General features: G+C 55.6%; 23 protein-coding genes. 11 read left to right on the top strand and 12 right to left on the bottom strand.

Annotated elements, in window-relative coordinates; all coding sequences use genetic code 11:
• Positions 1-6 precede the first annotated feature (6 nt).
• Positions 7-918, top strand: coding sequence for a hypothetical protein (locus AAC019_RS00315; RefSeq protein ID WP_339896547.1), 912 nt, complete (start codon positions 7-9; stop codon positions 916-918).
• On the opposite strand, the gene AAC019_RS00310 is transcribed toward AAC019_RS00315, so the two are convergent.
• The 3 genes from AAC019_RS00310 to AAC019_RS00300 form a co-directional block, all read right to left on the bottom strand.
• Positions 911-1,855, bottom strand: coding sequence for a sugar phosphate isomerase/epimerase family protein (locus AAC019_RS00310; protein WP_339896546.1), 945 nt, complete (start codon positions 1,853-1,855; stop codon positions 911-913). The two genes, AAC019_RS00315 and AAC019_RS00310, sit on opposite strands and share 8 nt — an antisense overlap.
• Before the next feature lie 78 nt (positions 1,856-1,933).
• Positions 1,934-2,494, bottom strand: coding sequence for an HNH endonuclease (locus AAC019_RS00305; RefSeq protein WP_339896545.1), 561 nt, complete (start codon positions 2,492-2,494; stop codon positions 1,934-1,936).
• A 247-nt stretch (positions 2,495-2,741) separates the two neighbouring features.
• Positions 2,742-3,356, bottom strand: a complete 615-nt coding sequence (locus AAC019_RS00300; RefSeq protein WP_339896544.1) for a YigZ family protein — start codon at positions 3,354-3,356, stop codon at positions 2,742-2,744.
• A 475-nt stretch (positions 3,357-3,831) separates the two neighbouring features.
• Here AAC019_RS00300 and ectB point away from each other — a divergent pair, with 475 nt between their 5' ends.
• Together ectB and AAC019_RS00290 are read left to right on the top strand one after the other, a co-directional pair.
• Entirely contained in the window at positions 3,832-5,100 is a 1,269-nt protein-coding gene (ectB, locus tag AAC019_RS00295) for a diaminobutyrate--2-oxoglutarate transaminase (protein WP_339896543.1), read from the top strand.
• Between the two features lie 108 nt (positions 5,101-5,208).
• Positions 5,209-6,573, top strand: coding sequence for an aspartate kinase (locus tag AAC019_RS00290; RefSeq protein WP_339896542.1), 1,365 nt, complete (start codon positions 5,209-5,211; stop codon positions 6,571-6,573).
• A 37-nt stretch (positions 6,574-6,610) separates the two neighbouring features.
• On the opposite strand, the gene AAC019_RS00285 is transcribed toward AAC019_RS00290, so the two are convergent.
• The 3 genes from AAC019_RS00285 to pomA form a co-directional block, all read right to left on the bottom strand.
• Positions 6,611-8,017 carry an MFS transporter gene (locus tag AAC019_RS00285; protein ID WP_339896541.1) on the bottom strand — a complete coding sequence of 469 codons (1,407 nt, stop codon included), beginning with the start codon at positions 8,015-8,017 and terminating at the stop codon, positions 6,611-6,613.
• A gap of 475 nt (positions 8,018-8,492) precedes the next feature.
• Positions 8,493-9,485, bottom strand: a complete 993-nt coding sequence (locus tag AAC019_RS00280) for a flagellar motor protein MotB (RefSeq protein ID WP_339896540.1) — start codon at positions 9,483-9,485, stop codon at positions 8,493-8,495.
• Positions 9,486-9,491: 6 nt separating this feature from the next.
• A complete protein-coding gene (gene pomA / locus AAC019_RS00275) occupies positions 9,492-10,259 on the bottom strand; it encodes a flagellar motor protein PomA (RefSeq protein ID WP_339896539.1) in 768 nt (255 codons plus the stop codon).
• Positions 10,260-10,505: 246 nt separating this feature from the next.
• Here pomA and AAC019_RS00270 point away from each other — a divergent pair, with 246 nt between their 5' ends.
• From AAC019_RS00270 to AAC019_RS00255, 4 genes are all read left to right on the top strand, one after another.
• Positions 10,506-10,760 (top strand): exodeoxyribonuclease VII small subunit, encoded by a 255-nt coding sequence (locus AAC019_RS00270; RefSeq protein WP_339896538.1) that lies wholly within the window; start codon positions 10,506-10,508, stop codon positions 10,758-10,760.
• Positions 10,760-11,644: a farnesyl diphosphate synthase gene (locus AAC019_RS00265; protein ID WP_339896537.1), complete on the top strand. Its 885-nt coding sequence runs from the start codon at positions 10,760-10,762 to the stop codon at positions 11,642-11,644. Before AAC019_RS00270 ends, AAC019_RS00265 begins: the two co-directional genes overlap by 1 nt.
• 169 nt (positions 11,645-11,813) lie before the next feature.
• Positions 11,814-13,703: a 1-deoxy-D-xylulose-5-phosphate synthase gene (dxs, locus tag AAC019_RS00260; RefSeq protein ID WP_339896536.1), complete on the top strand. Its 1,890-nt coding sequence runs from the start codon at positions 11,814-11,816 to the stop codon at positions 13,701-13,703.
• A 361-nt stretch (positions 13,704-14,064) separates the two neighbouring features.
• Entirely contained in the window at positions 14,065-15,579 is a 1,515-nt protein-coding gene (locus AAC019_RS00255) for a beta-N-acetylhexosaminidase (protein WP_339896535.1), read from the top strand.
• A 16-nt stretch (positions 15,580-15,595) separates the two neighbouring features.
• Here the strand turns inward: AAC019_RS00255 and AAC019_RS00250 are convergent, their stop codons facing one another.
• Together AAC019_RS00250 and AAC019_RS00245 are read right to left on the bottom strand one after the other, a co-directional pair.
• The gene (locus AAC019_RS00250; RefSeq protein WP_339896534.1) at positions 15,596-16,252 is read right to left on the bottom strand and encodes a hypothetical protein; all 657 of its coding nucleotides are present in this window, start codon (positions 16,250-16,252) and stop codon (positions 15,596-15,598) included.
• Positions 16,249-17,577 carry an ammonium transporter gene (locus AAC019_RS00245; RefSeq protein ID WP_339896533.1) on the bottom strand — a complete coding sequence of 443 codons (1,329 nt, stop codon included), beginning with the start codon at positions 17,575-17,577 and terminating at the stop codon, positions 16,249-16,251. The genes AAC019_RS00250 and AAC019_RS00245 overlap by 4 nt, the downstream gene beginning before the upstream one ends.
• Positions 17,578-18,067: 490 nt before the next feature.
• On the opposite strand from AAC019_RS00245, the gene AAC019_RS00240 reads away from it, so the two are divergent.
• Both AAC019_RS00240 and AAC019_RS00235 read left to right on the top strand, forming a co-directional pair.
• Complete coding sequence (locus AAC019_RS00240; RefSeq protein ID WP_339896532.1) at positions 18,068-18,388, top strand: DUF805 domain-containing protein; 321 nt, start codon at positions 18,068-18,070, stop codon at positions 18,386-18,388.
• Positions 18,389-18,452: 64 nt separating this feature from the next.
• On the top strand, positions 18,453-19,586 hold the full coding sequence (locus tag AAC019_RS00235; RefSeq protein WP_339896531.1) for an AI-2E family transporter: 1,134 nt from the start codon (positions 18,453-18,455) through the stop codon (positions 19,584-19,586).
• Positions 19,587-19,621: 35 nt separating this feature from the next.
• Here the strand turns inward: AAC019_RS00235 and AAC019_RS00230 are convergent, their stop codons facing one another.
• The 4 genes from AAC019_RS00230 to AAC019_RS00215 form a co-directional block, all read right to left on the bottom strand.
• The gene (locus AAC019_RS00230) at positions 19,622-20,563 is read right to left on the bottom strand and encodes a DUF6635 family protein (protein ID WP_339896530.1); all 942 of its coding nucleotides are present in this window, start codon (positions 20,561-20,563) and stop codon (positions 19,622-19,624) included.
• Positions 20,564-20,571: 8 nt separating this feature from the next.
• Positions 20,572-20,970, bottom strand: coding sequence for a DUF5329 domain-containing protein (locus tag AAC019_RS00225; RefSeq protein WP_339896529.1), 399 nt, complete (start codon positions 20,968-20,970; stop codon positions 20,572-20,574).
• Positions 20,954-21,889, bottom strand: a complete 936-nt coding sequence (locus tag AAC019_RS00220; protein ID WP_339896528.1) for an endonuclease/exonuclease/phosphatase family protein — start codon at positions 21,887-21,889, stop codon at positions 20,954-20,956. Before AAC019_RS00220 ends, AAC019_RS00225 begins: the two co-directional genes overlap by 17 nt.
• Before the next feature lie 219 nt (positions 21,890-22,108).
• A complete protein-coding gene (locus AAC019_RS00215; protein ID WP_339896527.1) occupies positions 22,109-23,206 on the bottom strand; it encodes a transglutaminase domain-containing protein in 1,098 nt (365 codons plus the stop codon).
• A 192-nt stretch (positions 23,207-23,398) separates the two neighbouring features.
• On the opposite strand from AAC019_RS00215, the gene AAC019_RS00210 reads away from it, so the two are divergent.
• Complete coding sequence (locus AAC019_RS00210; protein ID WP_339896526.1) at positions 23,399-23,968, top strand: ANTAR domain-containing protein; 570 nt, start codon at positions 23,399-23,401, stop codon at positions 23,966-23,968.
• A 418-nt stretch (positions 23,969-24,386) separates the two neighbouring features.
• Entirely contained in the window at positions 24,387-25,799 is a 1,413-nt protein-coding gene (locus AAC019_RS00205) for a CmpA/NrtA family ABC transporter substrate-binding protein (protein WP_339896525.1), read from the top strand.
• Positions 25,800-25,839 lie beyond the last annotated feature (40 nt).

The following is a 25,839-nucleotide window of genomic DNA, read 5'->3' as shown; positions in this document are numbered from 1 at the left end:
CAAGCCGTGCGACGACCTCTTGCGATCCGTTTTTTTATTGGGGTGTTAGCGGCCCTGTTGTGCGCCGCTGCCCAGCCGGCCTCCCCCACTGAAGATCCGGTAAAAATCGCGGTAACAACCGACATCATTGCCGATTACCAACGTTTTGTCGGCAGCCGTAACATCGCTGCCATTCGTTTTTACGGCGGCGCCGGCGCCAGACGCGACGTAATCGAACTGGTGCTGCTGCAGCAGGCGTTACAGCTGGGCGGATTTAATCAGACGATCGCCATCGTGGGCGAGCAAACCTACCGGCGTACCCTACACCAGGTGGCTAACGGAGAGCTAATAGGCTCGGGGGCGCTGGTGTGGCGCGCCGATACAGCGGATTTACGCAATGAGCTATTGGTTAGCAGCGCCGTAATTGAGGATGGCGAGTTTATCGTCGGGCTGTATACCGCGCCGCAAAATCTGCGCGCCCTAAGTGCCACCCCCAAGACACTGCGCGAGCTGACGGCCGTTACCAGCCTCGATTGGAAAACCGATCAGCTGACCCTGCAGGCACTGGGCTTTAAGCAGGTGCATTTAACCAATACCTGGGTGTCTATTGTGCGTATGTTGTACGCCCAGCGTGGCGACATCACCCTCGCGCCGTTTCAGGCGGGTGACCATATGCAGCTGGAGTCGGAGGGGGTAACGCTGGTGCCCATCCCTAACATTAAAGTGGCGCTGCAAGGTTCGCGGCACTGGATTGTCAGCCGGCAACACCCTGGCGGGCCGGCCTATCTTGCCGCCCTGGAGCGTGGGCTGGCGCAGATGCGACGGCAGGGAACCATCCAGCGCGCCTACCGCGAATCCGGCTTTTTAAATTCGGCGGTTGCCCAGTGGCCTCTGCTTCAGGCACCCAAACCGCAACCACCCGAGCGACCGTCTAACTAAGTTGTGTACGCACTCGCTCAAGCAGTGCTTTGGTGGCGCGAATGCCTTCGGCGGCGGGCAGGTCGTGCCCTTCGTACTCGATACCAACATAGCCGTTATAGCCGGCGGCCTTAATGATTTCAAAGAGCCGTAAGTAATCGATATTGGGCTCGTTGCCCTGTTCATCAAAGCGGAAGGTTTTAGCGCTGACGGCGCCAGCGTAGGGCATTAAGTCGGCCACCCCCTGATACAGGTTGTACTCTTTAATGCAGGCCGAGTCCCACAAATCGCCCGACTCACGCTGGTAACAAAAATTACCAAAGTCTGGCATAGAGCCACAATAGGGCGTGTCGGCCTCTTTTAAAACAGCCGCCAGCTTAGCGCCGTGGGATGAGTAACCCCCGTGGTTTTCCACCAAGATTTTAACCCCCATGGGGCTGGAGAACTCGGCCAGCTCAAGCAAGCTTGCCAGCGACGCCCGGTGCCAATCTTCGGCCCCGCTGCTGCCGTGTAAATTTACGCGAATACTGTGGCAGCCGAGCTCCGAGGCCATCTCTATCCACTTGTAATGATTGCTTACGGATTGTTTGCGGCGCTTTTCATCGACAGTGGATAAATCGCCCTCGCCGTCGACCATAATCAGTAAACTTTTAACGTTGTGATCGGCCGCGCGCTGTTTTAAATCGCGAATAAAAGCGGTGTCTTGTGCTTTATCCATAAAAAACTGATTAACGTACTCTACCGCACCTATATCAAAGCTGGTGCGAGCCACCGCCGGAAAATCCAACGTGCTTAACGATTTGTCAAAAAAGGCTTTATTCAGCGACCACTGAGCGAGCGATATATCAAAATGAAACGGCGCCGCAGCGGTTAACTCACCGGCCCGTACCCCCAGCGCCGAGCCACCCAAAACTGCACCAGCCCACTGCAAACACTGCCGACGAGATAAACCAGCCATACCAACCTCACAACAACCATCACGCTAGTAACGCAACGGTAAACATTAATCGTTCTGAGATTCTAGCGCGTGCGCGCGTCAGTGCCAATTGCGGCGGGAGGAAAACTGCGGGCGAAGAAACTCCATTTGATCGCCGCGGATACGGTCGGAGTTAATCAGTGCGAGGTATTCAGCATTGTTGGGGCAAAACGGCAGCGCCAGTAGCTCCATATCGATATCAGCCAGCAAGTGGTTGCCTTTGTGCTGATTGCAGCGCTTACAGGCGGTGACCACATTGCGCCAGATGTCGCGCCCACCGCGACTGACCGGATGCACATGATCGCGGGACAACAGCGCCACCGGAAACTCTTTGCCACAGTACAAACAGAGGTAGTCGTCCCGGGCGAACAAGGCGCGGTTGGTAAGCGGAGGAATTTGGCGGTAACGGGCGATGCGACTGCCGCCGCAGGCGATAATCGCGGGGAGGTTGATTTCCGATTGCAACCCGCTGGCGCGAGCATTACCCCCCAGTACCCGGCGCACAGAGCCACCGAGGCTCCACACCACTAAATCCCGGGCGTATAAACAAACCGCATCTTGCCAGTGCAGCCACTCAATGGGCTGGCCGGCAATGTTAAGCCTCAGAATCCGCGCTTCCATCGATACCTCCTAAGTAAGTCAAACCTTACTTACGGCATAGTTAACGATCTATTCGGTACTGCATTGCTGTTATTGGTTATGTTGTTTCGCGCGGTTTACAGCGCTACCTCACCTCGGCACAGGCCTAGCTATACAATGTGTTTTGTATATGACGACAATATGTCAAATGTACCCCTTTTTTACTCATTTACCTAGCAACCCCCTAACATTGTGGGTTTTTCGGCACTGTTTGCGGCCGACACGTATCTTATTCAGCCGGCCACACCCGCGCCGCGCCCGAGCTCAATTCGGCCAGCTCAGTGGTTAAGGTATCCAGCGTTTGCTCCGGCACATCGACCACGAGCGTCACCTCGCTGCTGTAGCTGACCGAGCTAATCGCAATATCGCGCAGCGTTAAGCTATGCCGCACGCGCTCCTCCAGGGCAAAGCCCACCGCAATGGCCACCGGTACGGTCGGTGTTATCTGACGCCACTGGGCCACATCAAGCGCCCCCGACACCGCGGCACCATAGGCGCGCACCAAGCCGCCGGCCCCCAATTTAGTGCCGCCAAAGGTGCGCACCACCACCGCCATGCAATCGCCCGCCAGGCGATGCTCTAACACGCTGAGCATGGGTTTACCTGCGGTGCCGCCCGGCTCGCCATCGTCGCTGAAGGCCATACTGCGCGGCTGGCTGGCTGAGCCTAAAATATAAGCCCAGCAATAATGGCTGGCACCGGGGCGCTCGCGGCGTATCGCCTCAAGTTGCGCCAGAGCCACCTCTCGCTCTTGTGCGGGCTGCAAAACCGCCGTAAAGGTGCTGCGCTTTTCCTCGTAGAGGTATTCACAAGGTGCCGCCAACACCTGATAACTTTGACTCATATTGCTCCTGCCGCTCGCACCGGCGATATCTGTCACACATTCTGCGCGCTATTGTACGTTATCGCCGCCACAGGCAAAGCCGCACCATAGGCGATTAGTTTTTCTCCGCCTCGCTTGTTATCATCTATTATTAAGCGGGGCTTGGCGCCTCCCGCACATTTGAACCAAATCCGGTGCTTGCGCGTAAAAGGTGCGTTGATCCGGGCGGCCATTTGCTGCGCTACAGCTGACGACACAAGCATTCAGCTGATCGATTTTTATGTAATAGAACGCCCAACGGTATTCAGGTTACACCGCAACATTCACCGGCTCTGGCCGTTGAGCCCTCAACACAGTAACGCTGCCAAAGCATCAAATACGGCAGTTACAGTATGGCGCCGGAGCCATTGGCCGGCCCGGAATTAAGATTCAGTAACGCGCACGCGCACGCTGAATCGCTCGACTCAATATTTAACAACAGCTGCAGGAGCAATCTATGAGAATTTTTGAAGAGATGGAATCAGAAGTACGTGGTTATGTGCGCTCGTTTCCCACAATCTTTGATGTAGCGCAGGGCTCTGAGCTGTTTGATGAAAGTGGCGCACGCTTTATCGACTTTTTTGCCGGCGCCGGGGTGCTTAATTACGGCCACAACCACCCGATGATTACCGAGGCGATCATCGAATACCTGCAGCGCAACGGTATTGTTCACGGGCTGGATAAAGCCACCATCGCCAAGCGCGCCTTCTTACAAAAGTTTCGCGACACCATTTTGGCGCCGCGCAACTTACAGTACAAAGTTCAGTTTACCGGCCCCACAGGCACCAACGCGGTTGAAACAGCGTTAAAACTGGCGCGTATGGTGAAACAGCGCTCCAATATTATTGCCTTTACCAACGGCTACCACGGCCTCACCATGGGCGCACTGGCGGCCACCGGCAACTACTTTTACAAAGACGAATCCTACGGTTCGCGCGCCAATACCGCCTTTATGCCGTTTGACGGCTTTTTAGGCGAAGACGTTAACACCATCGATTACCTGCGTAAATTTCTCTCAGACAACAGTAGCGGTATCGATTTACCCGCCGCGATTATCGTCGAGACCGTGCAGGGCGAAGGCGGCGTTAATGTGGCCAGCATCGAGTGGCTTAAAGGGCTCCAGGATGTGTGCCGCGAGTTTGATATTCTGCTTATTATCGATGACATTCAGGTGGGCAATGGCCGCACCGGCACCTTCTTTAGTTTTGAGCGCGCGGGGATTCACCCGGATATGGTGACTCTGTCTAAATCCATCGGCGGCGGTCTGCCGATGGCGCTGCTGCTGATGCGCCCAGAGCTCGACCAGTGGCAACCCGGCGAGCACACCGGCACCTTCCGCGGTAATAACCTGGCCTTTATTGCAGCCACCCAGGCACTCAGTTTTTGGGATAACGACGATTTAGCCAAAGCCGTCGAGTACAAGGGTGAGCTACTGAAAACTGAGCTGGAGAAAATCGCCGCCGAGTTCCCGGAATTTGAACCCAAAGTGCGCGGCCTTGGGATGATTTACGCCCTGGAGTTGCCCAACGGAGTGGCCAGCGAGACCTCGGCCGAAGCGTTTGAGCGCGGCCTGGTCATCGAAACCGCCGGGGCGGACGATCAGGTATTAAAGTTCTTGCCCTCGCTGCTCATCGATGAAGACCTCCTGCACGAAGGGCTTGGGATTATTCGCGACTCGCTTAAAGTATTATCCGAGCGACGCAACAAAATGATGACCGGCCAGTAGTGTTCCGCTAGCGCGGGGCGTTAAGCCCCGCACCCCTTGAACCGCAGGCCGCCAGACAACTCGCCCGATTCATTGTCGGCCGCCGTCACTAGCCATCAGAAGGATGCCATGTCAGATATTATTATCAGCAAGTTTGGCGGCAGCTCAGTTGCCGACGCCAAGCAGATCAGCAAAGTCAAAAACATTGTTAAAAGCGATAAAAAGCGCCGCGTTATCGTGGTATCAGGCCCGGGGCGCAGCCACAAAAATGAAGAGAAGGTCACCGATCACCTGATCAACATTGCCACCAAAGGCATTCATTTTTACAACCAGCGCCAGGAAATTACCGCCGACGACAGCCGTCAGGCCGTGATAGACAAATTCACCGCCATCATGCGCGACTTAAAAATCGACAACAAAGAGATTCTGGCCTCGCTGACCAAAGATTTGGACACCGACCTTGGCGGCGACAAACGCGTGGCCTTTTTGGCCTCAAGGGGCGAACATTACAACGCCCGCATCATTGCCGCTTACTTTGATCAAAACGGTTTAAAAGCCCAGGCACAACTGCCCGAGAACATCGGCTTTGTGGTCAGCGACAATTACCTCGCCGCCAAAACCCTGGATCAAGCCTACGACAACGTGCAATGCCTGGCCGAGTACGATGGCATTTCGGTAGTGCCGGGCTTTTATGGCGTGACCGAAGACGGCAATATCGCGGTATTCTCACGCGGCGGCTCGGACTTAACCGGTGGCGAAATCGCCTACGCACTAGATGCCGACACCTACGAGAACTGGACCGACGTCAATGGCGTATACGAGGCCGACCCGCGCATTATTACCGAAGCGCGCGCCATTCCACGGTTAACCTTTAAAGAGATTCGCCTGCTATCGAGCAAAGGCTTTAACGTTTTTCACCTGGATGCGATGCTCAAGTGCCGCGACCGGAAGATTCCCATTAATATTCGCAACACCAACGCCCCGGAAAACCCCGGCACCCTTATTTTAAACGAGCGGGTACCCGAGGAAGGCGTGGTGGGAATCGCCCGACTGGATAACATGTCTTATATTCATATCGAGAAAGACATGCTGGGCGAAGAGGTAGGCTTTACCGCCTCACTGCTGCAGATTTTTCACGACTTTGGTATTAACACTTACCACTACCCCACCGACAAGGACGACATTGCGGTGCTGGTAAGTAAAGATGATTTATTGGGCAGCATTAACGATCTGCGCCGGGTAATTGAGAAGCGCTTAAAGCCGGACAATATGCGCGTGGTGTATAACTTGTCGGTAATCACGCCCGTGGGGTTAGGCCTTAACCGTAACTCTTACCCGATCATCGAGGCCTTAAGCGCCTTGGGCGAGGCTTATATTCCCATCGACTTAATCGACCAGAGCCCGTCGCAAATTTGTTTTCATGTGGGAGTATCGCAAACCGTTGCCGACCAGGCCACACGAATTTTGTACGACACGCTAATTGGCAACGCCTAAACCTTAACCGCGCACGATTAACCCGCCTGCCCGCACCTTACTCAGAGGTCGCGGCGGCGCGGGTGCCGCCGCGCAGCAAAGAAAACACCAACGCCGCCAACAAAAAGCACAAGGTTACGTTAATCGCCTGATGAAACGTTAACAGCAGCGGCTCGGCAATCGCGCGACTCATCGCCCGCTCCCCCAGATGCCAGTGAACCAACAGGTTCACCATACTCATACCCACTAAATTGCCCATCACTCGCGCCAAGTTCAGCGTGGCAGCCGCCACCCCCACTTCGTGCGGCGCGGCCGAGTGCATCACCACATGATTATTGGGGCTGGAAAAAAAGCCAAATCCAAAACCTATCAACAATAGCGCTAAGACAATGTCGGCGCGCTCGGTGCCGGCATCCAGCGTACTGAGCAAGGCAAAGCCCACCAGCGTGCAGGCACAGCCGGCACTGGCTAACCAGCGCGCCGGGACAAAGTCGGATAAGCGCCCGGCAACCGGGGCGACAAACGCCATGGTTAACGCCTGCACCAACAAAATTTGGCCCGCCTCGCCCGCGCTGTAGCCGCGCACATACTGCAGGTATAAGCTCAGCATAAAACCCAGTGGGTAACTACTGGCGTACATCAGTGAAGCGCTGGCCAGCGACATCGAAAACAGCTTTGACTCGCGAAACATCTGCACCCGGATTAACGGAGTCGTCGCACGCGCCTGCATGCGAATAAACAGCACCAGTAAAATAAAAGCAAGCACCACCAAAGCAATGTGCCCGGCACCTGGCAGCCCTGCCAACCCCAGCGCCAAACAAACCGCCACGGCGGCAAATAGCACCGCGCCGCGCCAGTCAAAACGGCCCGACTGGTTGCCGTGCCACTCACCTTTAACCCGCAGTAAAATACTCAGCACCACCGCCGCAATAGGTAGCGGCAACAGAAACACAAAACGCCAGCCAAACGCCTCAGTTACCCAGCCGCCCAATGCCGGCGCAAGGGTTAACCCCAAATAGACACAGGCGGCATTTAACCCCAGCGGCAAACCGCGCTTATCGGTGGGGAATACCGATATCAACAGTGCCATACTGGTGGCAAACATCATCGCCGAGCCAATGCCCTGAATAAAACGCAACACCAGTACCATCTCGATCGATTGCGCCAAAAACGCCACCGCGCTGGCGCCGGCGTTAATGCACACACCTAAAAAAAACAGCCGCTTACGGCCCCATAAATCGGCGCACTTACCCGCCGGCAACATAAACATAATATTGCTGATTAACACCACGGTGGGTATCCAGCTCACCAATACCGCGTTGGCCCCCAGATCTTCCGCCAGCGCGGGAATCGCAACATTCACCGAGGCCATACCCAGGGGCGCGACAAAAGCGCCCAGACAAACTGTCAGCAACACCAACCAGGGTGAGGCATTTTGTGGCGGGAGACGTGCGTCGTTGTTCAATCGGAGACCTTTGGCAAAAAGCGGGGCGGTTGGCACAGTAAACCGGCAAGCCATTAATCGCTCGCCCTATTAAAACTCGTTCTATTAAAACATAGTGCCAGTGCAAACCAGGCCGGCTTTACCCGTCTTTATACGCCGGGGCAGCGGAGCGGCTCAGTGACGGCGAGAAACAAAATAAAGAGAAGTGAAAAGTGCTAACGTAAAACGAAGAAAACCCGCAGCAAGGGGGCCTGCTGCGGGTTTTACAGGATGGAGACCAGCCCTGGGCTCAAAGTCGGCGAGATCCGTCTGTTCCTTGCCTCACACTCCGTGTGGGTAATCCATGTTACGTCAAAGTCCCTGTGACAGTCCGTCGAAATCCGTTCTGAACAGCCATGCTCCGTATGCTCGTGTCCAGTTAGCTATTATGCGCCCCTACAGGCAGCCAACATAGTCGCCTTTGTCACAGTTTTGTGTACGACATCTCGTACAAAACTTAAAAAACCTCTTCCGGCTCCAGGTCAAACAAGTACTGAGGCGCCACATCCAGCTTGCGGCTTATATCGTCGCCCTGCTCTTTAAGCAGTTGTAAGTCGTCCGGGTTTAAATCCTCGCCCAAGCCCTGACGAATCACGATCTCAACCCGGCGATTGCGCGCCCGATTGGCGCCTGTTTCATTGCTAACCAGCGGGCGGGTGTCGGCAAAGCCCGATACTTCAAAGCGGCGCGGCTCAAGGTAGTTGCCCCGCAATAGCTGCGAGGCCACCGAGGCGGCGCGCATAGCCGATAGATCCCAGTTATTGCGAAAGCGCGCCGAGTTAATGGGCACATTGTCGGTGTGGCCCTGCACTTCGATGCGCCCGGGTTTAAGCATCAGCACGGCGCGAATCTCATCGATTACATCGTAATAGTCGGGCGCCAGCGTTGCGGTGCCCGATTCAAATGAGCCCTTCTCGCGAATGCGGATAATAATGTGCCGGCCACGGGTTTCAATTTCGAGCTCGCCATTGGCAATACGCTCTTTGAGTTTATCGGCAAGCTCGGCCGCATCGCTGCGGGTTTGCGCCACCAGCTCTTGCATAACTTGCTCTAGCCGCTCGCGGGCGCTGTCATCCATGTCGGGCTCGCCGCGCTCAATGTCATACTCTTGCGAGTCGCGCACCTCTAAGCTCATTTGGGTGATATCTTCGGTACTTTGATAAATCTCATTGATGGGCGTTGGCTCGGGCTTACCGGGGCTAAACTCCTGCGCAATAATACTGGTGCCCTTAGGCACTTCATTAACGGATATTTCGGCCTGCACGCCAAACGCCTGAGCCAATGAGCCCGCCAGGCGCTTGAACTTCATGGCGTCCATCTCAGAGAACGACAGCAACAGCACAAAAAAGCACATCAGCAGTGCCATTAAGTCGGCAAAGGTTGCCATCCAGGGGGGCAGCCCCGGTTTGCAATCGCAGCCGTCGCCGATATCTTCGTCGTCAACATTCATGGCTTATCAACCATCCGCCGCATCGACGACGTCACGCTTGCGCTCGGGCAGATAGGTGCGCAGCATGCTGTCGATCACCCGCGGATTTTGCCCCGCCTGAATGGCCAACAGGCCATCGATGATCATGCTTTTAATCATGTGCTCTTCGCTGGCGCGCAACCTTAGTTTATCGGCGATAGGCAAAAAGACGGCATTGGCCAGCATGGCGCCGTAAAGTGTGGTTAACAGCGCCACCGCCATGGCCGGGCCAATGGCCTTGGGGTCATCCATATTGGCGAGCATAGCCACCAGCCCAATCAAGGTACCGATCATGCCCATGGCCGGCGCCACGTCGCCCAGCGAGGCAAATATCGCGGAGCCGTTGTTGTGCCGCCGCTCGGCCAGCGAGCGATCTTTGGACAACATAACCCGCACCACATCCGGGTCGTGACCATCCACCAACAGTTGGATGCCCTTTTGCAAAAAATTATTACCCACTTCACGCCCTTCAAGCGATAGCAACCCGCCCTTACGTGCGGCATCGGCCAGGGCAACAATCTCGTCGATCAGGTCCAACGGATCGTCGATTTTGTTGACAAAACTTTTACCCGCCACTTTAAACGCGCTTAAAAAGTGCCCGAGACCAAACTTTGCCATCACCGCAAACACACTGCCGCCTACCACGATCACCAGTGACGGCGCGTTAAGAAACATGCCGATCTCACCCGACATAAACATCGAGACAATAATCAGGCCCACGGCCCCAATCAGCCCGATCAGCGTTGCTAAATCCACTCGCCACTCCTCACTTTTACTGCACTTAGGGCTCTAAACAGCCGTCACGCTCGCCGTATTCGCTCACACAATCTGACGCCAATCACCATAGTAACCCGATTAGGCGCGGACACTAGTGCACCTCGTCACCCGCAAACGGTATAATGCCCGCCAACAAGAACCCACAGCGTCCGTTATATCACTGCTTATCGGCCACCAACGCTGGAACATAACCCCAAATTCTATACTGCAAAAACAGGTTGCCCTATGCCCGCCAAGAAAAAAAGCCTCGATCTGGAAGCCTCACTGTCTGAGCTGGAAGCAATTGTCGCGCAAATGGAAACCGGGGAATTAACGCTTGAGCAGTCTCTGGCGGCTTTTGAGCAAGGTATAAAACTCACCCGCGACTGCCAAACCCGCCTGCAACAGGCCGAGCAGCAAGTACAGATGCTGATCGAACAAAACGGCGAACCCACCCTGACCGGGTTTGACACCAGCACTCAGGACGATGGCGCGAGTTAATGACTGATTTTAACGAGTATGCCAGTGCCCTGCGCGTGCGAATTGATGCCGCGCTCAATCAAGTCATCCCCGACACGCCCGCCAGCCAGCTGGCCCAGGCCATGCGCTACAGTTTAGCCGGGGGCGGCAAACGCATTCGCCCGCTATTACTATTTGCCAGCTATCGCGCCATAGCCGGCCGCACCGAGCACCCGGCACTCGAAATTGCCGCGTGCGCAGTCGAATCGATTCACGCCTACAGCCTGATTCATGACGATTTGCCCGCCATGGACGACGACGATTTGCGCCGCGGCCGCCCTACCTGCCACCTCGCCTTTGACGAGGCGCTGGCCATACTGGCTGGCGATGCACTGCAGAGCCTGGCGTTTGAGTTATTGGCCGACACCCCGGCGCTCAGCGATAGCGTCCGGGTACAGCTTATTCGCTGCCTGAGCCGCGCCGCCGGTATGCAGGGTATGGTGGTGGGCCAGGCGATTGATCTAGCGGCGGTCGATACCGCCCTGGACATTACCCGCCTCGAGCACATGCACCGTTGCAAAACCGGTGCCCTGATCGACGCCAGCGTCGCCATGGGCGCCACGATTGGCGAGGCAACCCCGGAGCAACTAAGCGCTCTGGCGCGCTACAGCCGCTCAGTGGGCCTGGCGTTTCAGGTGCACGACGACATCCTTGATGTGACCGCCGACACCGCCACTTTGGGCAAACAACAAGGCGCCGATATCGCCCGCAACAAGCCGACTTATGTGTCGTTGCTGGGCCTTAAAGCGGCCCAGGCGCGGGCCGAAGAGCTGCACCAAGAGGCGCTGGCCGCGCTGCACCAGCTCGACGGCGATGTCGGGCCACTGCGCCAAATTGCGCAATATGTTATCCGGCGCAGCCACTAACTCCCGGGTACCCACAGGGCCAATCAACACCCATTTATGTGCCTGCCGAATGCCCGTTTTGCTTCCAGCCAGACGCAACAGGCGGTATTAAATTAGTGCTAACAGGCCCTAGCCAGTGTGCAGGTAACTACCTACAATGGCGGGTTTCCGCAAACGATAAATTACATCCATGCTTAATGAGATCCCGACACAGCGCCCGGATACCCCGCTACTCGACACCATCGAGTCGCCGGCGGACCTGCGCGAGCTAAAAGAAAAGCAGCTCGCCACCGTTGCCGATGAGCTGCGGGCGTTTTTACTCTATAGCGTGGGCCAAACCGGCGGGCACTTTGGCGCCGGGCTCGGCGTGGTCGAGCTGACCATTGCCCTGCACTATATTTATCAGACGCCAGACGACCGCTTAGTGTGGGATGTGGGCCACCAAACCTACCCTCACAAAATACTCACTGGCCGCCGTGAGCGACTGCTGACGATGCGCCAAGAGAGCGGATTGTCGGGCTTCCCCAAGCGCGAAGAGAGCGAGTACGACACCTTTGGCGTGGGCCACTCCAGCACCTCGATCAGTGCCGCGCTGGGCATGGCGCTAGCCGGTGGCGAGCGCAAATGCGCCGCCATTATTGGCGACGGCGCCATGACCGCCGGTATGGCGTTCGAGGCGCTCAACCACGTGGCCCACACCGATGCCGACCTGCTGGTGATTCTCAACGACAACAATATGTCGATCTCCCCCAACGTGGGCGGCCTTGCCACTTATTTATCAAAGATTTGGGGCAGCAAGTTTTACAACTCGCTGCGCGAGGGCAGCAAGCAGGTACTGACCAAAATCCCCTCGGCCTGGGAGTTTGCCAAGCGCACCGAGGAGCACTTTAAGGGTTTTGTCTCGCCCGGCACCCTGTTTGAAGAAATGGGCTTTAACTACGTGGGCCCAATTGACGGCCACGACTTACCGTCGCTGGTGCGCTATCTGCGCAACCTGCGCAACGTTAAAGGCCCCAAACTGCTGCATATAATCACGCAAAAAGGCAAAGGCTTTGAGCCCGCCGAACAAGACCCGGTGGGCTACCACGCGCTTAACAAGCTGGAGCCGGCACCGAAAAAGCCGGTAGCCAACCGGCCTAAGTACCAGGCAGTGTTTGGCCAATGGCTGTGCGATATGGCCGCGCTGGAGCCGCGCCTTAACGCGATTACCCCCGCTATGTGCGAGGGCTCGGGCATGGTGGAGTTTGCCCGCGAGTACCCCGAACGATTTTTTGATGTCGCCATTGCCGAGCAACACGCCGTTACCCTAGCCGCCGGCATGGCCTGTGAAGGCTTAAAACCCGTGGTGGCAATTTACTCGACCTTTTTACAGCGTGCCTACGATCAGCTGATTCACGATGTCGCCCTGCAAAAACTCGATGTGACCTTTGCCATCGACCGCGCCGGTTTGGTGGGTGAAGACGGCGCCACCCACGCCGGCAGTTTTGATATCAGCTACCTGCGCTGCATCCCCAATATGGTGATTGCCGCCCCCAGCGATGAAAACGAGTGTCGCCAGCTGCTGTACACCTGTTTTACCCACAAGGGGCCCAGCGCGGTGCGCTACCCCCGCGGTACCGGTACCGGGGCGGCGATTGCGCCCGCCATGAACGCGCTGCCACTGGGTAAAGGTATTGTGCGGCGCGAAGGCGGCGACGTAGCAATTTTATGTTTTGGCACTTTGTGCAAAACGGCCCGTCAGGTCGCCGACACCTTAGGCGCAACCCTGTGTGATATGCGCTTTGTTAAGCCATTGGATACCGCACTGATCGACGACATCAGCCAGCGCCACCGGTTGATCGTCACCCTCGAAGAAAACGCCATCGCCGGCGGTGCCGGCTCGGCGGTTGCCGAATACCTGGCCGCCAGCGGGCAAGTGACTCCGCTGTTGCAATTGGGCCTGGCCGATGTTTTCGTCAACCACGCCAGCCAGGCCGATCAGCTGGCCGGGCAAGGGTTGGACGCCGGCGGCATCGAACACGCCATTCGGGCCCGTCTGGCACAACTGCCCGGGCCGACTAGCGGCAAACTCGCCCCCTAACCTACACAACCGCGGCACGATGATAGCCGGTCACCTCATACTGGCCAGCTCCGGCCGCAGACTCGCCGCTCAAGGCTTGCGTCCGTGGTGCGCTTCGCTTATTGCTATGGTCCGCTACAACCCTAAAGAACTGTAAGTATTCGTTGCAATGCCTGTGGATATTATTGCGTTGTGGCGCTGGTTTATCTATCGTTGCGTGACCGAGCCAGCAACGGCACAGCGACCTGACGAAAAACACTAAACAACACACGTCAATGTGGACGCCGTACCAACAATAATGCCCTCCAACAATAGCCACTCAATGATAATGCGCTGCGGCTTACGCTAGACTAGCCCGACAGCACTTAATTGGAGCAAACGCATGAAACTATTACTGGCCACCGTTGCAGCCTGCCTGCTCGCCGGCTGCGGCAGCCATATGGATCAATCCACGTCCCCTAACAGTGGGGCATCCGCCGACGGCACAACAGCCAGCCAGCTGGCTTTGGTCCCCTACCCCGACGACGTAACCCCAATGCCCGGCACTCTGGAGCTAACCAAAGTCGTGCATGTCGAGGCGGCCGACGGCACCGAGACATCCGCGCCGGCGCTTAACCGCTTACTAAAGGCTCTGGATATTACCCGGGACAGCTCTGCCCACACTCAGATCCAGTTATACTTGGTGGATGAGCCAGCGCTGGGCGATGAAGGTTACCGCCTGGACATCGACCAGCAAATTGTCCTGAGCGCCAACACCGATGCCGGTTTATTTTACGCGGTACAAACACTCAGCCAATTACTGCCCGCCAACGTGCAGGCGAGCTACCCGTTACCCAACCTCAGTATTACCGATAGTCCCAGCTATAGCTGGCGCGGCAATATGCTGGACGTGGCCCGCAGCTTCTTTTCTGTTGAGTACCTAAAACAGCACATAGATCGCATGGCGCGCTTTAAACTCAACCGCTTGCACCTGCACTTAAGTGATGATCAGGGCTGGCGCGTCGAGATAGAAGGCTACCCCAAGCTGACCGAGATTGGCGGAGCCAGCGCGGTTAAAGGTGGCCGCAGTGGCTTTTACACGCAAGATGACATTCGCGAGTTGGTGCGCTACGCCAAAGCCCGCCACGTCACGCTGGTGCCCGAGATCGACTTACCCGGTCACACTCAGGCTGCGATTGCCTCGTACAACGAGTTGGCCTGCGACGACGTTACCAACCTGGCGCCTTACAGCGGTTTAGAGGTGGGCTTTAGCAAGCTGTGCTTAACCGACCGCGAAACCACTTACACCTTTGTTAAAGATGTACTGACAGAAATCGTAAAACTGTTTCCGTCGGAATATATCCACATCGGCGGCGACGAAATCAAAGACCCGCTCTACCCTGAGTTTATTGCCCGCGCGACTCGTATTGTCGACCAGTTAGGTCGCACCGCCATTGCCTGGGAAGAGGGCTCGGTGGCCGATAACGACCCAGACGTATTGCTGCAACTGTGGAACGATGAGTACGATATTCAACCGGCGCTGGACCGCGGCCATCAGTTGATTCTGTCACCTTGTTCTTACGCCTACTTTGATCACGGCAACTATCAAGGTCAGCCCAACACCTACGACTGGTGCCGCAAAGAGGGCGTACCGCTAGAGCGTGCGTACCAATTAAAACCTGAAGACTTTGAGCAAATTGTCGGGGTTGAGTCGGCTATGTGGTCCGAGTTGGTTCATACCGACGCCGCCGCGGACAACCGCTTGTGGCCGCGGGTGGCGGTAACCGCCGAGCTCGGCTGGAGCCGTGCCGACGACCGCGACTATCAAGCATTTTTGCAGCGCCTTAACGCCCTACGACCAATGCTGGATGCCATGGGCATCGAGTACTATCGTGAGCCGCAACTTAACTGGGATTAACCGCCCGCATCCGGCGCTATAAAAAGCGCCGGATATCTCGCACGCACGCCGGGTGCTTGCGCTCTAGCCACACCACCGTCGCCTCCAGGGTGTCGTCGGCCTGTACCGGGCCGCACTGTTCACACAGCGCCACATACAGCTGATTAACCACCCGTCTTATTTCCGCCGCACTGCAGACAACCGCAAAAGCCTTGTCGCTGCCGTCGGACTCAAACCACCGGCGCAAGCACGCTTTAAGTGTCGGGTTGAGTGACATCTCATCCAGCCGCAGCAAAAAGCTTAGGCGCAATTTGCCGTATTCGGCGCTCGGCATTACCACCTCTAGCGCTACCAAAAAGTGCTCAAATACTTTATCTAAACGCTCGGGATAAGCTGCCTGAACCTGTGTCTCGGGCGCTTTATAAGACGTGTGCAAAGGGTTTGGCTCGGGCAATAACCCCACCGGATTTTGGCTTAAACTCAACAGCGTGCGAATCACCTCTTTGCGCTTTCCGGCTATCGCCGGGTACTGGGCAAGCTTACCGACAAATTCATTTAACGCGTACACAGGTTTAGCGGCGTACTGCGCCTCCCATAAATTAAGTGCCTGCATCAATGGCTCGCCACTTAAGTAATCGGCCAGCGCAGTAAACACAATACGGCGCTTAAGGCTCTGATCCGCAGCGCTACTCATGACTCCATCACCTCAAGCGTGCGACTATTGTAAACTTTGTTGTTAGCAAACTCGGGGTAACCAATTTCACCGTGCTCGGTAATATCCAACCCGCGCTGCTCGTGCAACGTCTCGGCGCGCAGCGGCGAGATAACATTAATACCACCGTAAATAATCAGCGCACCGATAAACGCCCAGACGAAACACACCAACACACCGGTTAACTGCACGACAAATAAATCCAACGAAAATAAATCACCGCGATAAAATAAACCCGCCGCCAAGGTGCCCCAGGCACCGGCAAAGCCGTGTACCGGTATAGCACCCACCACATCATCGACTTTTAAGCGCAGCAACAACCCGGCGCCCAACACCACCACAATGCCGGCAATAAAACCGGTAATAATGGCAAACAGCGGATCCATAGTGGCGCAACCGGCGGTAATACCCACCAGGCCGCCTAAACTGCCGTTAATGACATGCGCCACCTGCACTTTTACCCCCGTTATACGGCACGCCAACAAGGCACCGGCGGCGCCGGCACAGGCCGACAAATGCGTGTTTAAATTAATTAACCCAATAGCGACATCGGCCGCCAGAGTACTGCCGCCGTTAAAGCCAAACCAACCCAGCCATAAAATAAAGCCGCCCATCGCCACGTAGCTTGAGTTATGCCCGGCAATATTCCGCGGCGTGCCGTCGGGGGCAAATCGCCCGATACGCGGCCCCACCACCAGTGCGCCCGCCAACGCCACCCAGGCCCCCAGCGAGTGAACCACCGTAGAGCCCGCAAAATCGATAAAGCCCAGCTGCGCCAGCCAACCACTGCCACTAAAAGCACTGCCCCACACCCAACTGCCAAACACCGGGTACAGCACTCCCATCACCAAACACGCGCCGATCAGGTAGCCGCCAAAGCGCGTGCGCTCGGCCATGGTACCGCTGGCAATCGTCGCCGCCGTTGCGGCAAACATGGTTTGAAACAGCACCACGCTCCAGTCCCACTCGTCATCCGGGTTTAACCAAAAGTGATCCGTGCCGACAAAGCCGGTCGGGTTGGCGCCAAACATTAACCCAAACCCCACCAAACAAAACACCAGCGAGCCCAAACACACATCGGCGTAATTTTTCATAATCACGTTGATGGCATTTTTACTGCGGGCCATACCGCTTTCCAGCAGCGCAAAACCCGCCTGCATAAAAAACACCAGGGCCGCGGCCACCGCAATCCAAACCGTATCCAACGAGTGTTGCGTGACACTTTGGGCGTGGGCCGGCGACGCACTCAACAACAGAGCAAAGCACAACATCATAAAAGAGCAGCGGTGGGTCAGTAATCGGTTCATGACAGCCTCTTGTTGGTTAGCCGTGCAACGGGGCGCAGCACTGACCAAACTACGCAGGATATATGCCAAACAGCGCGGGCAATAAAAGGCTTTTTATAACAGAGGGTTACAATAGCAGGCGGTTATTTAAGCGAGCACGGCCCAGGCCGCCGCGCCGATATTGTGCCAATGGACGCCAGATAAACGGCCCAACGCACCATGAATGCTCAGCCACGCCAAAAAGCCAAAGGCAATCAGGCTCTGCTCTTCCTGCCCCGTTAACACGGCCTTTGATTGCCCGCCCCAAAGCAACCGAGCAATACCCTACTAGCAGCAACTGTGTTCAGATCCGGTGAGCCTTATCAGCCCATGACGACTTAGAACACAGTTGCTGCTAGTAGTCGACACGATCGCTGCGATAGGTGAGAATATTGCAGCTGTAGGCACGAGGCCTGCGGCAAAGGATTCCCCTGCCCATCCGGGCCGGGCGCACATAACGATGAGGATAACTATGGAACACTATCTACAGGCATTTCGCCAATACGCTGACTTTTCCGGCCGCTGGACCCGCACCCAGTACTGGATGTTCTTTTTGGTTAACTTTCTGATAATACTCGGTCTTATCGTTGTCGAGTCCCTGCTAAAAATTGGTTTTATTAGCACGCTTTACAGTCTGGTTCTGTTTATCCCCAGCCTTGCGGCCGCCATCCGGCGTTTACGCGATGCCGGCTTCTCGCCCTGGTGGGTGCTGATTGGTTTAATCCCGGTGATCGGTACCATCGCCCTGATTGTTTTGCTGGCGCAACCCACTAAAGCGACCGCCGCGGAATAAATCAAAGGGCACGGCTAATGAATGCCGTGCCCACTCCCCTGTGCACACCGCCATGAGGCCCCCCATGTCTGAGCTGCGAAAAACGCTCGAGCTAAAGTCCTTTCTGGGATTATTAATACTGGTATCCATCGCTTTTTTATGGATACTTCAGCCTTTTTTTGGCCCGGTGTTCTGGGCCTGCGCACTGGCTATTATTTTTTACCCCGCGCAATCGCGCTTTTTAGGCAACCTTAAGCATCGCCCTAACATCCGCTCACTAATAACGTTGGGGTTTTGCCTTATCATCGTGATTATCCCGGTGATCTTTTTGGTCAGCTCCGTAGTGGCTCAAGCCGCCTCTTTGTATCAGCAAATAGATTCTGGCGAGATAGACCCGGCGAAAAAGATTGAGCAGTTCGAGAGTAGCTTTCCCATTGTGCAAAATACTCTGGGACGCTTTGGGGTAAACCTCGATGACTTAAAAAAGCAGGCGGTAAACTTTGCCATGAACAGCGGCAAATACATCGCTCAGTACACCTTTAATATCGGGCAAAATGCCTTTAAGTTTGTGCTTAACTTTTGCCTGATGCTGTACCTTACCTTCTTTTTGCTGCGCGACGGCAACCAGTTGCTGGAGCTGATGATTCGCGCCCTACCGATGGGCGACACCCGCGAGCGTTTGTTATTTGCCAAATTTGCCGAAGTTACCCGCGCCACCGTAAAAGGCAATTTGGTGGTCGCTATGGTACAGGGCGCGCTGGGCGGTTTTATCTTTTGGGTGCTGGGTATTCCAGCCGCTTTATTGTGGGCCGTGGTAATGGCGTTTGCCTCGCTACTGCCCGCCGTGGGCGCGGCCATTATTTGGGCGCCGGTGGCGATTTACCTGCTGGCGGTGGGCAACTATGTCGACGGCATCATTCTGATCGCCTTTGGCGGCGGGGTCATCGGTCTGGTGGATAACTTATTGCGCCCGGTGCTGGTGGGGCGCGACACCAAACTGCCCGACTACCTGGTGCTGCTCTCAACTCTGGGCGGCATGGCTCTGTTTGGTATAAACGGGTTTGTCATTGGCCCCTTGATTGCGGCCTTGTTTATCGCTTTTTGGGGAATCTTTATGCGCGAGATTAATGTCGAAGATCCTCAGGAAGACAGCACCCCGGAAACCCTGGCCGAGGCACTGCATACTCCCCCGGAGCCAAGCGAGGGCGAGCCGCAATAACAACACCGGTGGCGGGCTCTCATAGAGCCCGTCGTTTAAATCATGCTGACCCGGGCCGCATCGATAATATCCATTAAGCGGGCTAAATAAGCATCTTTGGGCCGAAAGCTGCCGCTGGTACGTCGTATTACATCCCGCTCTAAACCATCCAGCATACGTCTAAGTCGGCGCTGATGGATACCAGTTATACTTTGCACAGGATCGGAAATAAGCCCCGAGAAGCAGGCAAATACGGCCATTAATGCCATCACCGAAGCGGTAGAGAGCACAATTAAGCTCGCCTCTGGCGCCACCGGAAAGACACTGTAATACCAGCCGCCCAGCACAGGCCCCAGAAAAAAGTCCCACGCCGCCCAACGGTTGGCAACCACACTGGCCAGAGTTATACCAATAGCGATACCGCCGGGGGTAAACTTTTGCAGGGTAAAGGCACCGGCCAACGTGGCGAACAAGGTATTGCTAATATCGGCACTGGCGGTACGCGTTAGTGCGTATTGGGCCAATGCATCGTCTAGGCTCTGCTGCAGCGCTTGCTCTTGCGCCGGCTCCAGCCCGGCAAACTGTTCCCGCTCGACGATGGCCGCCACAATACATTCACGCAAGCGATTTTGATCGGTGCCGCGCAGCAGCAACTCGCGCTCGGCGCAGACGACCAAATACCTTTGAATATTCGTCTGCATCCCAATGGGTACACGGCGCAGCTGACGCGCCACCCACCTCAGGCGGCACCGCTTACTCAACCAGGCCAGCGCTTGAAAAAATAGATAAAACGGCACCCACATCAAGTTGAGCGGGGCGCGCAGCATATCCCACCCCAGCGCCCGACGATTGGTGTGCCAGGCACCCGGATAGCGAAAGTGTTGCTTAACAAAACCCGGGATGCGAGCGCGACACTCGGTAAAGTAGTCGGCTACGCCGCGCTCTATTGCCGCGAGCAGCGCTTGCCTATCGTCTGTTATTGGCGGCGCTTGAGACATAAGCCAGATTAGTGCCCCGCCGAGCCGGGTAGACTTTCGGTTGCCTGCTGCGCGCGGTAATCGTTAAGGGCACCATAAAGCCAGTCGCGGGCGAGAATCTCTGAACCGTCGCTGAGTATAATCGTGTAGGGCTTGCGGGTAATGGAGCTTTTACTAGCAAGGTTATCAATAAAGTCTTCGGCGGTTTTTGCGTAGCGACCGGCACGGCGATACTTCATGGCCAAATGATCGGCGGCCTCCTGCGCTTCGTGCTCACTGCCATTGCGGACAAATATCGCATCACTGCCAGCCACAAAGTCGATCAAATAATCCACTTCGCGCTCATCTTTGGCGTCGGCGTATACGTTAAGCGTGAGTACACAAAGCAGCGCCAGTACAACAACGCGCGTATTAATCTTGTACCACATGGTGTGTCTCCTCCGGCGCGGTAATCATTAACGATACTAACAGTGGGTTGTGATCCGAGCTTTCATAGATAGGCACACGCGCCGCACTGATAGACACGCCACGCAACCAAACATAATCCAGCGCCAAACCAAAAGTTAAGGTGCGGTTATCTTCGTGAAACTCGGTAGCCTCTAGGCCCAGCGGCTCCAGTAGCTCTTGCAGTACGTCGTTGCGGGCATCGCTCCAGCTGTTTAAGTCGCCGGCAAAAATAATGGGGCCCTGATGCTCACGCATTAAGGCCGCCGCGGTTGCAATTTGCTCGCGATAGGCATCGGTACCCAAAGTAAAATTAATGGCGTGCACATTAACGGCCAGTAAACGCTCGCCATTTTGCAGCACATACTCCACCACCCCGGTGGCTTTGGGCGTGTTTAACCAAGGCTCTTCATGGGTAAACTGGCAGTGCACGGCGGCCGGCCAACGGCTCAAGGTCATTACCCCCGATTGCATATCGCCGGACTGATAGCCAGGCGCAAAACGCCAGAAAGGTTTAAGCGCTTCAAGCCTTTCGTCTTCCAGCGCTTCTTGCAGTAAAACAATATCCACCTCCTGGCTGAGCAGAGTTAGATCCCGCCACAAATGCTCGTTCTGCGCTTTGTAGATATTCCAGCTTAAAATAGAGAAGGCATCGGGCAACTGATACGCCGGGCCGTAGCTTTGCTCGCGGCTACCATTAAGCCGCGCCAGACAGGCCTCGGCGGTATTGGCGGTGTCGGTCAAGCCGGGTTCACCGACAATCGGCTCGGCTTGCGCCCACACCGGCAGCGATAAAGCAGAGACACAAATACTCAGTAACGCTCTGTGCCAAAGCCGCCACTTTGTAGCCGCAGAGGTACGTGATGCAGCCTTTGGCGCCACAGGTTTTAACGGGTGGATCATAACTGAATGCGTCCTGATAAAAGCGTTTCGCTGAGCGACACTGCACTTGCCTAAGTGTAACGCTTTTAGTGGGGCCATAGACGGCCAATACAAGCACCACAGGGCGCAAAAACAACCTGTAGGCCGCTACCCTGACCTATTTGTAAGACAAATGACAGCGGCAGAGGTTCCGCTAACAGCGCGCGCTATACAAACCTTGAGGCGACTCATAACAGCGACTTAATCGTCCGTCATTGTGGCGTAAATATCGGCGGCCAGTTCATAAAAAAAAGGTTCATCGGGGTGCTTTTCAATTGCAATTTCAATGCGCTGCGCCGCCTGTTGATACTCCGCATTGCGGTAATACTTAGAGGCTAAACGGTATTGATAATAGGGATTCTCCTCGCGGTACTCACAAGCGACAGCCTCAAGTTCAGCGGCCAGAGTATCGCGCCCCGTGCGACGATAGAGCTGGCTCAAGTTCTGAATGGCGGTTAAGTCTTTGGGGTTGCGCGTCAAGGCCTCACTGTAAAGTGCCTCTGCGTAGTCCTCTAACCCCTGCCGGCGGTAGAGCGCAGCCAGATTGTTCCATAAAAAGCTCTGACGACTGTCTAGCTCGATAGCCTGCTGTAAATTAAAAAAGCGATTCGCCAAAGTATCGCCGGCAGCGTCGACCGGGGCGATGGCCAGGTTGTTGTAGAACTGGCTTTTCGCGGTGCGATCGCTGATGGTTGTTTGCGGGTAGTAAGCTCGATAATTGCGCATATCTAAATCTACCACCAGTGAATCAATACTGTGGCGCAGCTGAATTTTGGCGTTCACATGGCGCATAAACTGCACCCGCTCATCGATGCGATCCCAGGTTGGCGGGATGGATACGTCGTTAATATCCGCCTTTAAGCCCACATGGCGTGCCATGGCCACAAACAACAACGAGAAACTCAGACAGTTTGCCTGTTGTTGCTGAAACGCCTCGGCAGGCGTATAGGTCGCCATAGTGACATAGCGAATGCCGCGACCGCCGCCCGACTCGGGCGTAAGTAAGGCACTGTGCAGCGCCCGAACCCGATCGGCATCATTGCGCATACCACTGACGGCCTGCTCGGCAAAATCGGCCATTTCGGGCGTCAATGCCAGCAGCTCATCGGGTGGAATTCGCGCGCCGGGAGTTTGGTGCAGAATATCCAATGCCGTACCTTGCAGGGCGCGCGACACTAACGCGTCGTCCGAGGGGGGCACAAGCCAGCTTATAGGGTTGTTACTACACCCCAGCAGCGCGGGTAACAGCAAACCGAGCAGTACGGTTGCCAACAATCGATTTGACGCTTTCTGGTACATAGCCAGCGCCTCTTTATTAGTGGGACACTTTGAGTATACCCCTCCCGCGTGTTTTCGCTAGCAGCAACTGTGTTCCAGGCCTCGTATCACGCTCAGCGCACCGCTTTGGGGAGCCGCTGCAAACCGCGCGGTGGTACGCCTTTTGCTCTAACCTCGGGCAACAAACCGACACAAAAAAACAAGGAGTATCATGTGACGCTGCTTTACCTGACATCATCGCGCCGCCCAGCCCACCTGGCAGCCGCCTTAGAGCGTATCGCCGTCCACTATGGCCCGCTTGTTCACCACTGTGTCAGCGAGAGTCCCGAGCTTTGCCCCGCCGCCACCGTATTAATTGCCGAGCTCAACAGCTGGGAGGATATCGCCAACAGCCGCTGGCTCGCGCGGCTACAGCAACCTGAACTCACCTCGGCTTTGATTTGCCACACCGTGTGCGAACAAGACGCCATAGCAGCCATTGATGCCGGCGCCAACAGTTTTAGCGGGGTCGATACGGCTATCGATCGCTTGGCCTTAATTGTCGCCATCGCCCACCGGCAACAACAAAAAGCGCAACAGTTGCAGCGGCAACTGCAACAGTGCCAAAAACAGTTACGCGACCGTATTACTATCGAAAAAGCCAAAGGCATGCTGATGCAAACCAAAGGCTGCAGTGAAAACGACGCCTACCAACAACTGCGCCGTCAGGCGATGCAACGCCAACTACCTATCATCGAACTGGCCCGCCAGCTGTTGTCCGTCGGGCAATTGCTGCAACCATAACCCTACCTTCCCGCCGTTTGCGGCGCAAAGCGCACCCAGATGTAACACCGCGCCCCACTTTTGCACCAACGGCTGTCGCTAAGCCTGGTCATCACCCGCACCAGAAATGCACAAGCCTGTGCATTAAAAAAAGCCGCCCGACTCAGCCTTGTGCATAGGCACCTTTAAACAGGTTAAACACAGGCTTTTGTTGCACGATTTTGGGCGATTTTATATCTGGCACGACAATTGAAATAACAAGCGTGCAAATGGCTTTAAACAGCCAATTAATTTCTGCCACTGGCCAACGGCGGTCACAGGCAGCGGACAAAGGCGTCCATCAACGGCAGCACAATTACGTGCCGCCTTTGGTGTGCGCCTTTTTTATTACTTAAAACAAGTGCAAGCAACCTCAAACAAAAAAACGGATGGAGCTTTTATGAACGAGCGCAACGCACCCGACTTACAGCCGGCCCGACTGATAAAAAAGGTCAGCAAAAAATTCGCTACATGCCTGTTGGCGGTTACCGCTACCGTATGCATCAGCAGCCAAAGCTGGGCCGTGGGCGAGCCCGAAAAAGAAGACTTAAAGTTCGGCTTTATTAAGCTTACCGATATGGCGCCGCTCGCCATCGCATTAGAGAAAGGCTACTTCGAAGACGAAGGGCTATACGTGGAGCTAGAGGCCCAGGCCAACTGGAAAGTACTGCTAGACCGGGTTATTACCGGCGAGTTGGACGGCGCACACATGCTGGCCGGTCAACCACTGGCGGCAACGATTGGCTACGGCACCAAGGCTCATATCATTACGCCTTTCTCGATGGATTTAAACGGCAACGGCATTACCGTTTCCAATGAAATTTGGGAGCAAATGAAACCCAATATTCCCAAGCGCGCCGATGGCAAACCGGTTCACCCTATTAAAGCCGACGCTCTTAAGCCGGTGGTGGACGCTTACCAAAAAGAAGGCAAACCGTTTAATTTAGGCATGGTTTTTCCGGTATCGACGCACAACTACGAGCTGCGTTACTGGCTGGCGGCCGGCGGCATTCACCCAGGTTTTTACGCGCCCCATAAAGGCGACACCTCGGGCCAGCTACAAGCCGACGCGCTGCTGAGCGTAACACCGCCACCGCAAATGCCCTCGACCATGGAGGCCGGCACCATTTACGGTTACTGCGTCGGCGAGCCCTGGAACCAACAAGCCGTTTTTAAAGGCATTGGCGTGCCGGTTATTACCGATTACGAAATCTGGAAAAACAATCCGGAAAAAGTATTCGGCATTACCAAAGAGTTTGCCGAGCAATACCCCAACACCACCGTGCGCTTAACCAAGGCGCTTATTCGTGCCGCTAAATGGCTGGATGCAAACGACAATGCCAATCGCCCAGAGGCGGTTAAGATTTTGTCTAAGCCCTACTACGTAGGCGCCGATTACGAAGTGATCGCCAACTCCATGACTGGCACCTTTGAATACGAAAAAGGCGACAAGCGAGAGGTTCCCGACTTTAACGTGTTCTTTCGCTACCACGCCACCTACCCATATTACTCAGATGCCATCTGGTACCTAACGCAAATGCGTCGTTGGGGTCAAATCTCTGAGCACAAAGACGACGCCTGGTATTTGGACACCGCGAAAAAAGTTTATCGCCCCGACATTTACGCTACAGCGGCCAAAGCCTTGATTGCCGATGGCGCCGCTAACGCGGACGAGTTTCCGGCCTTTGCCAGCGAAACCGGCATAAAACCGCCGCAGGCTGATTTTCTCGATGGCATTACTTACGACGGCAGCCAGCCTAACGCCTATCTGGAAAAACTCACCATTGGCCTAAAAGCCGACGACTCTCTGTAAGCACTAAACACTGTGGCGCCGGCAACGGCGCCCGTTTGTG

It is taken from the genome of uncultured Gilvimarinus sp., assembly GCF_963975215.1.
In the GTDB taxonomy this organism is placed as follows: domain Bacteria; phylum Pseudomonadota; class Gammaproteobacteria; order Pseudomonadales; family Cellvibrionaceae; genus Gilvimarinus.
Note: the sequence above shows the minus strand (reverse complement) of the source record. Positions and strands in the feature narration are given on the sequence as shown.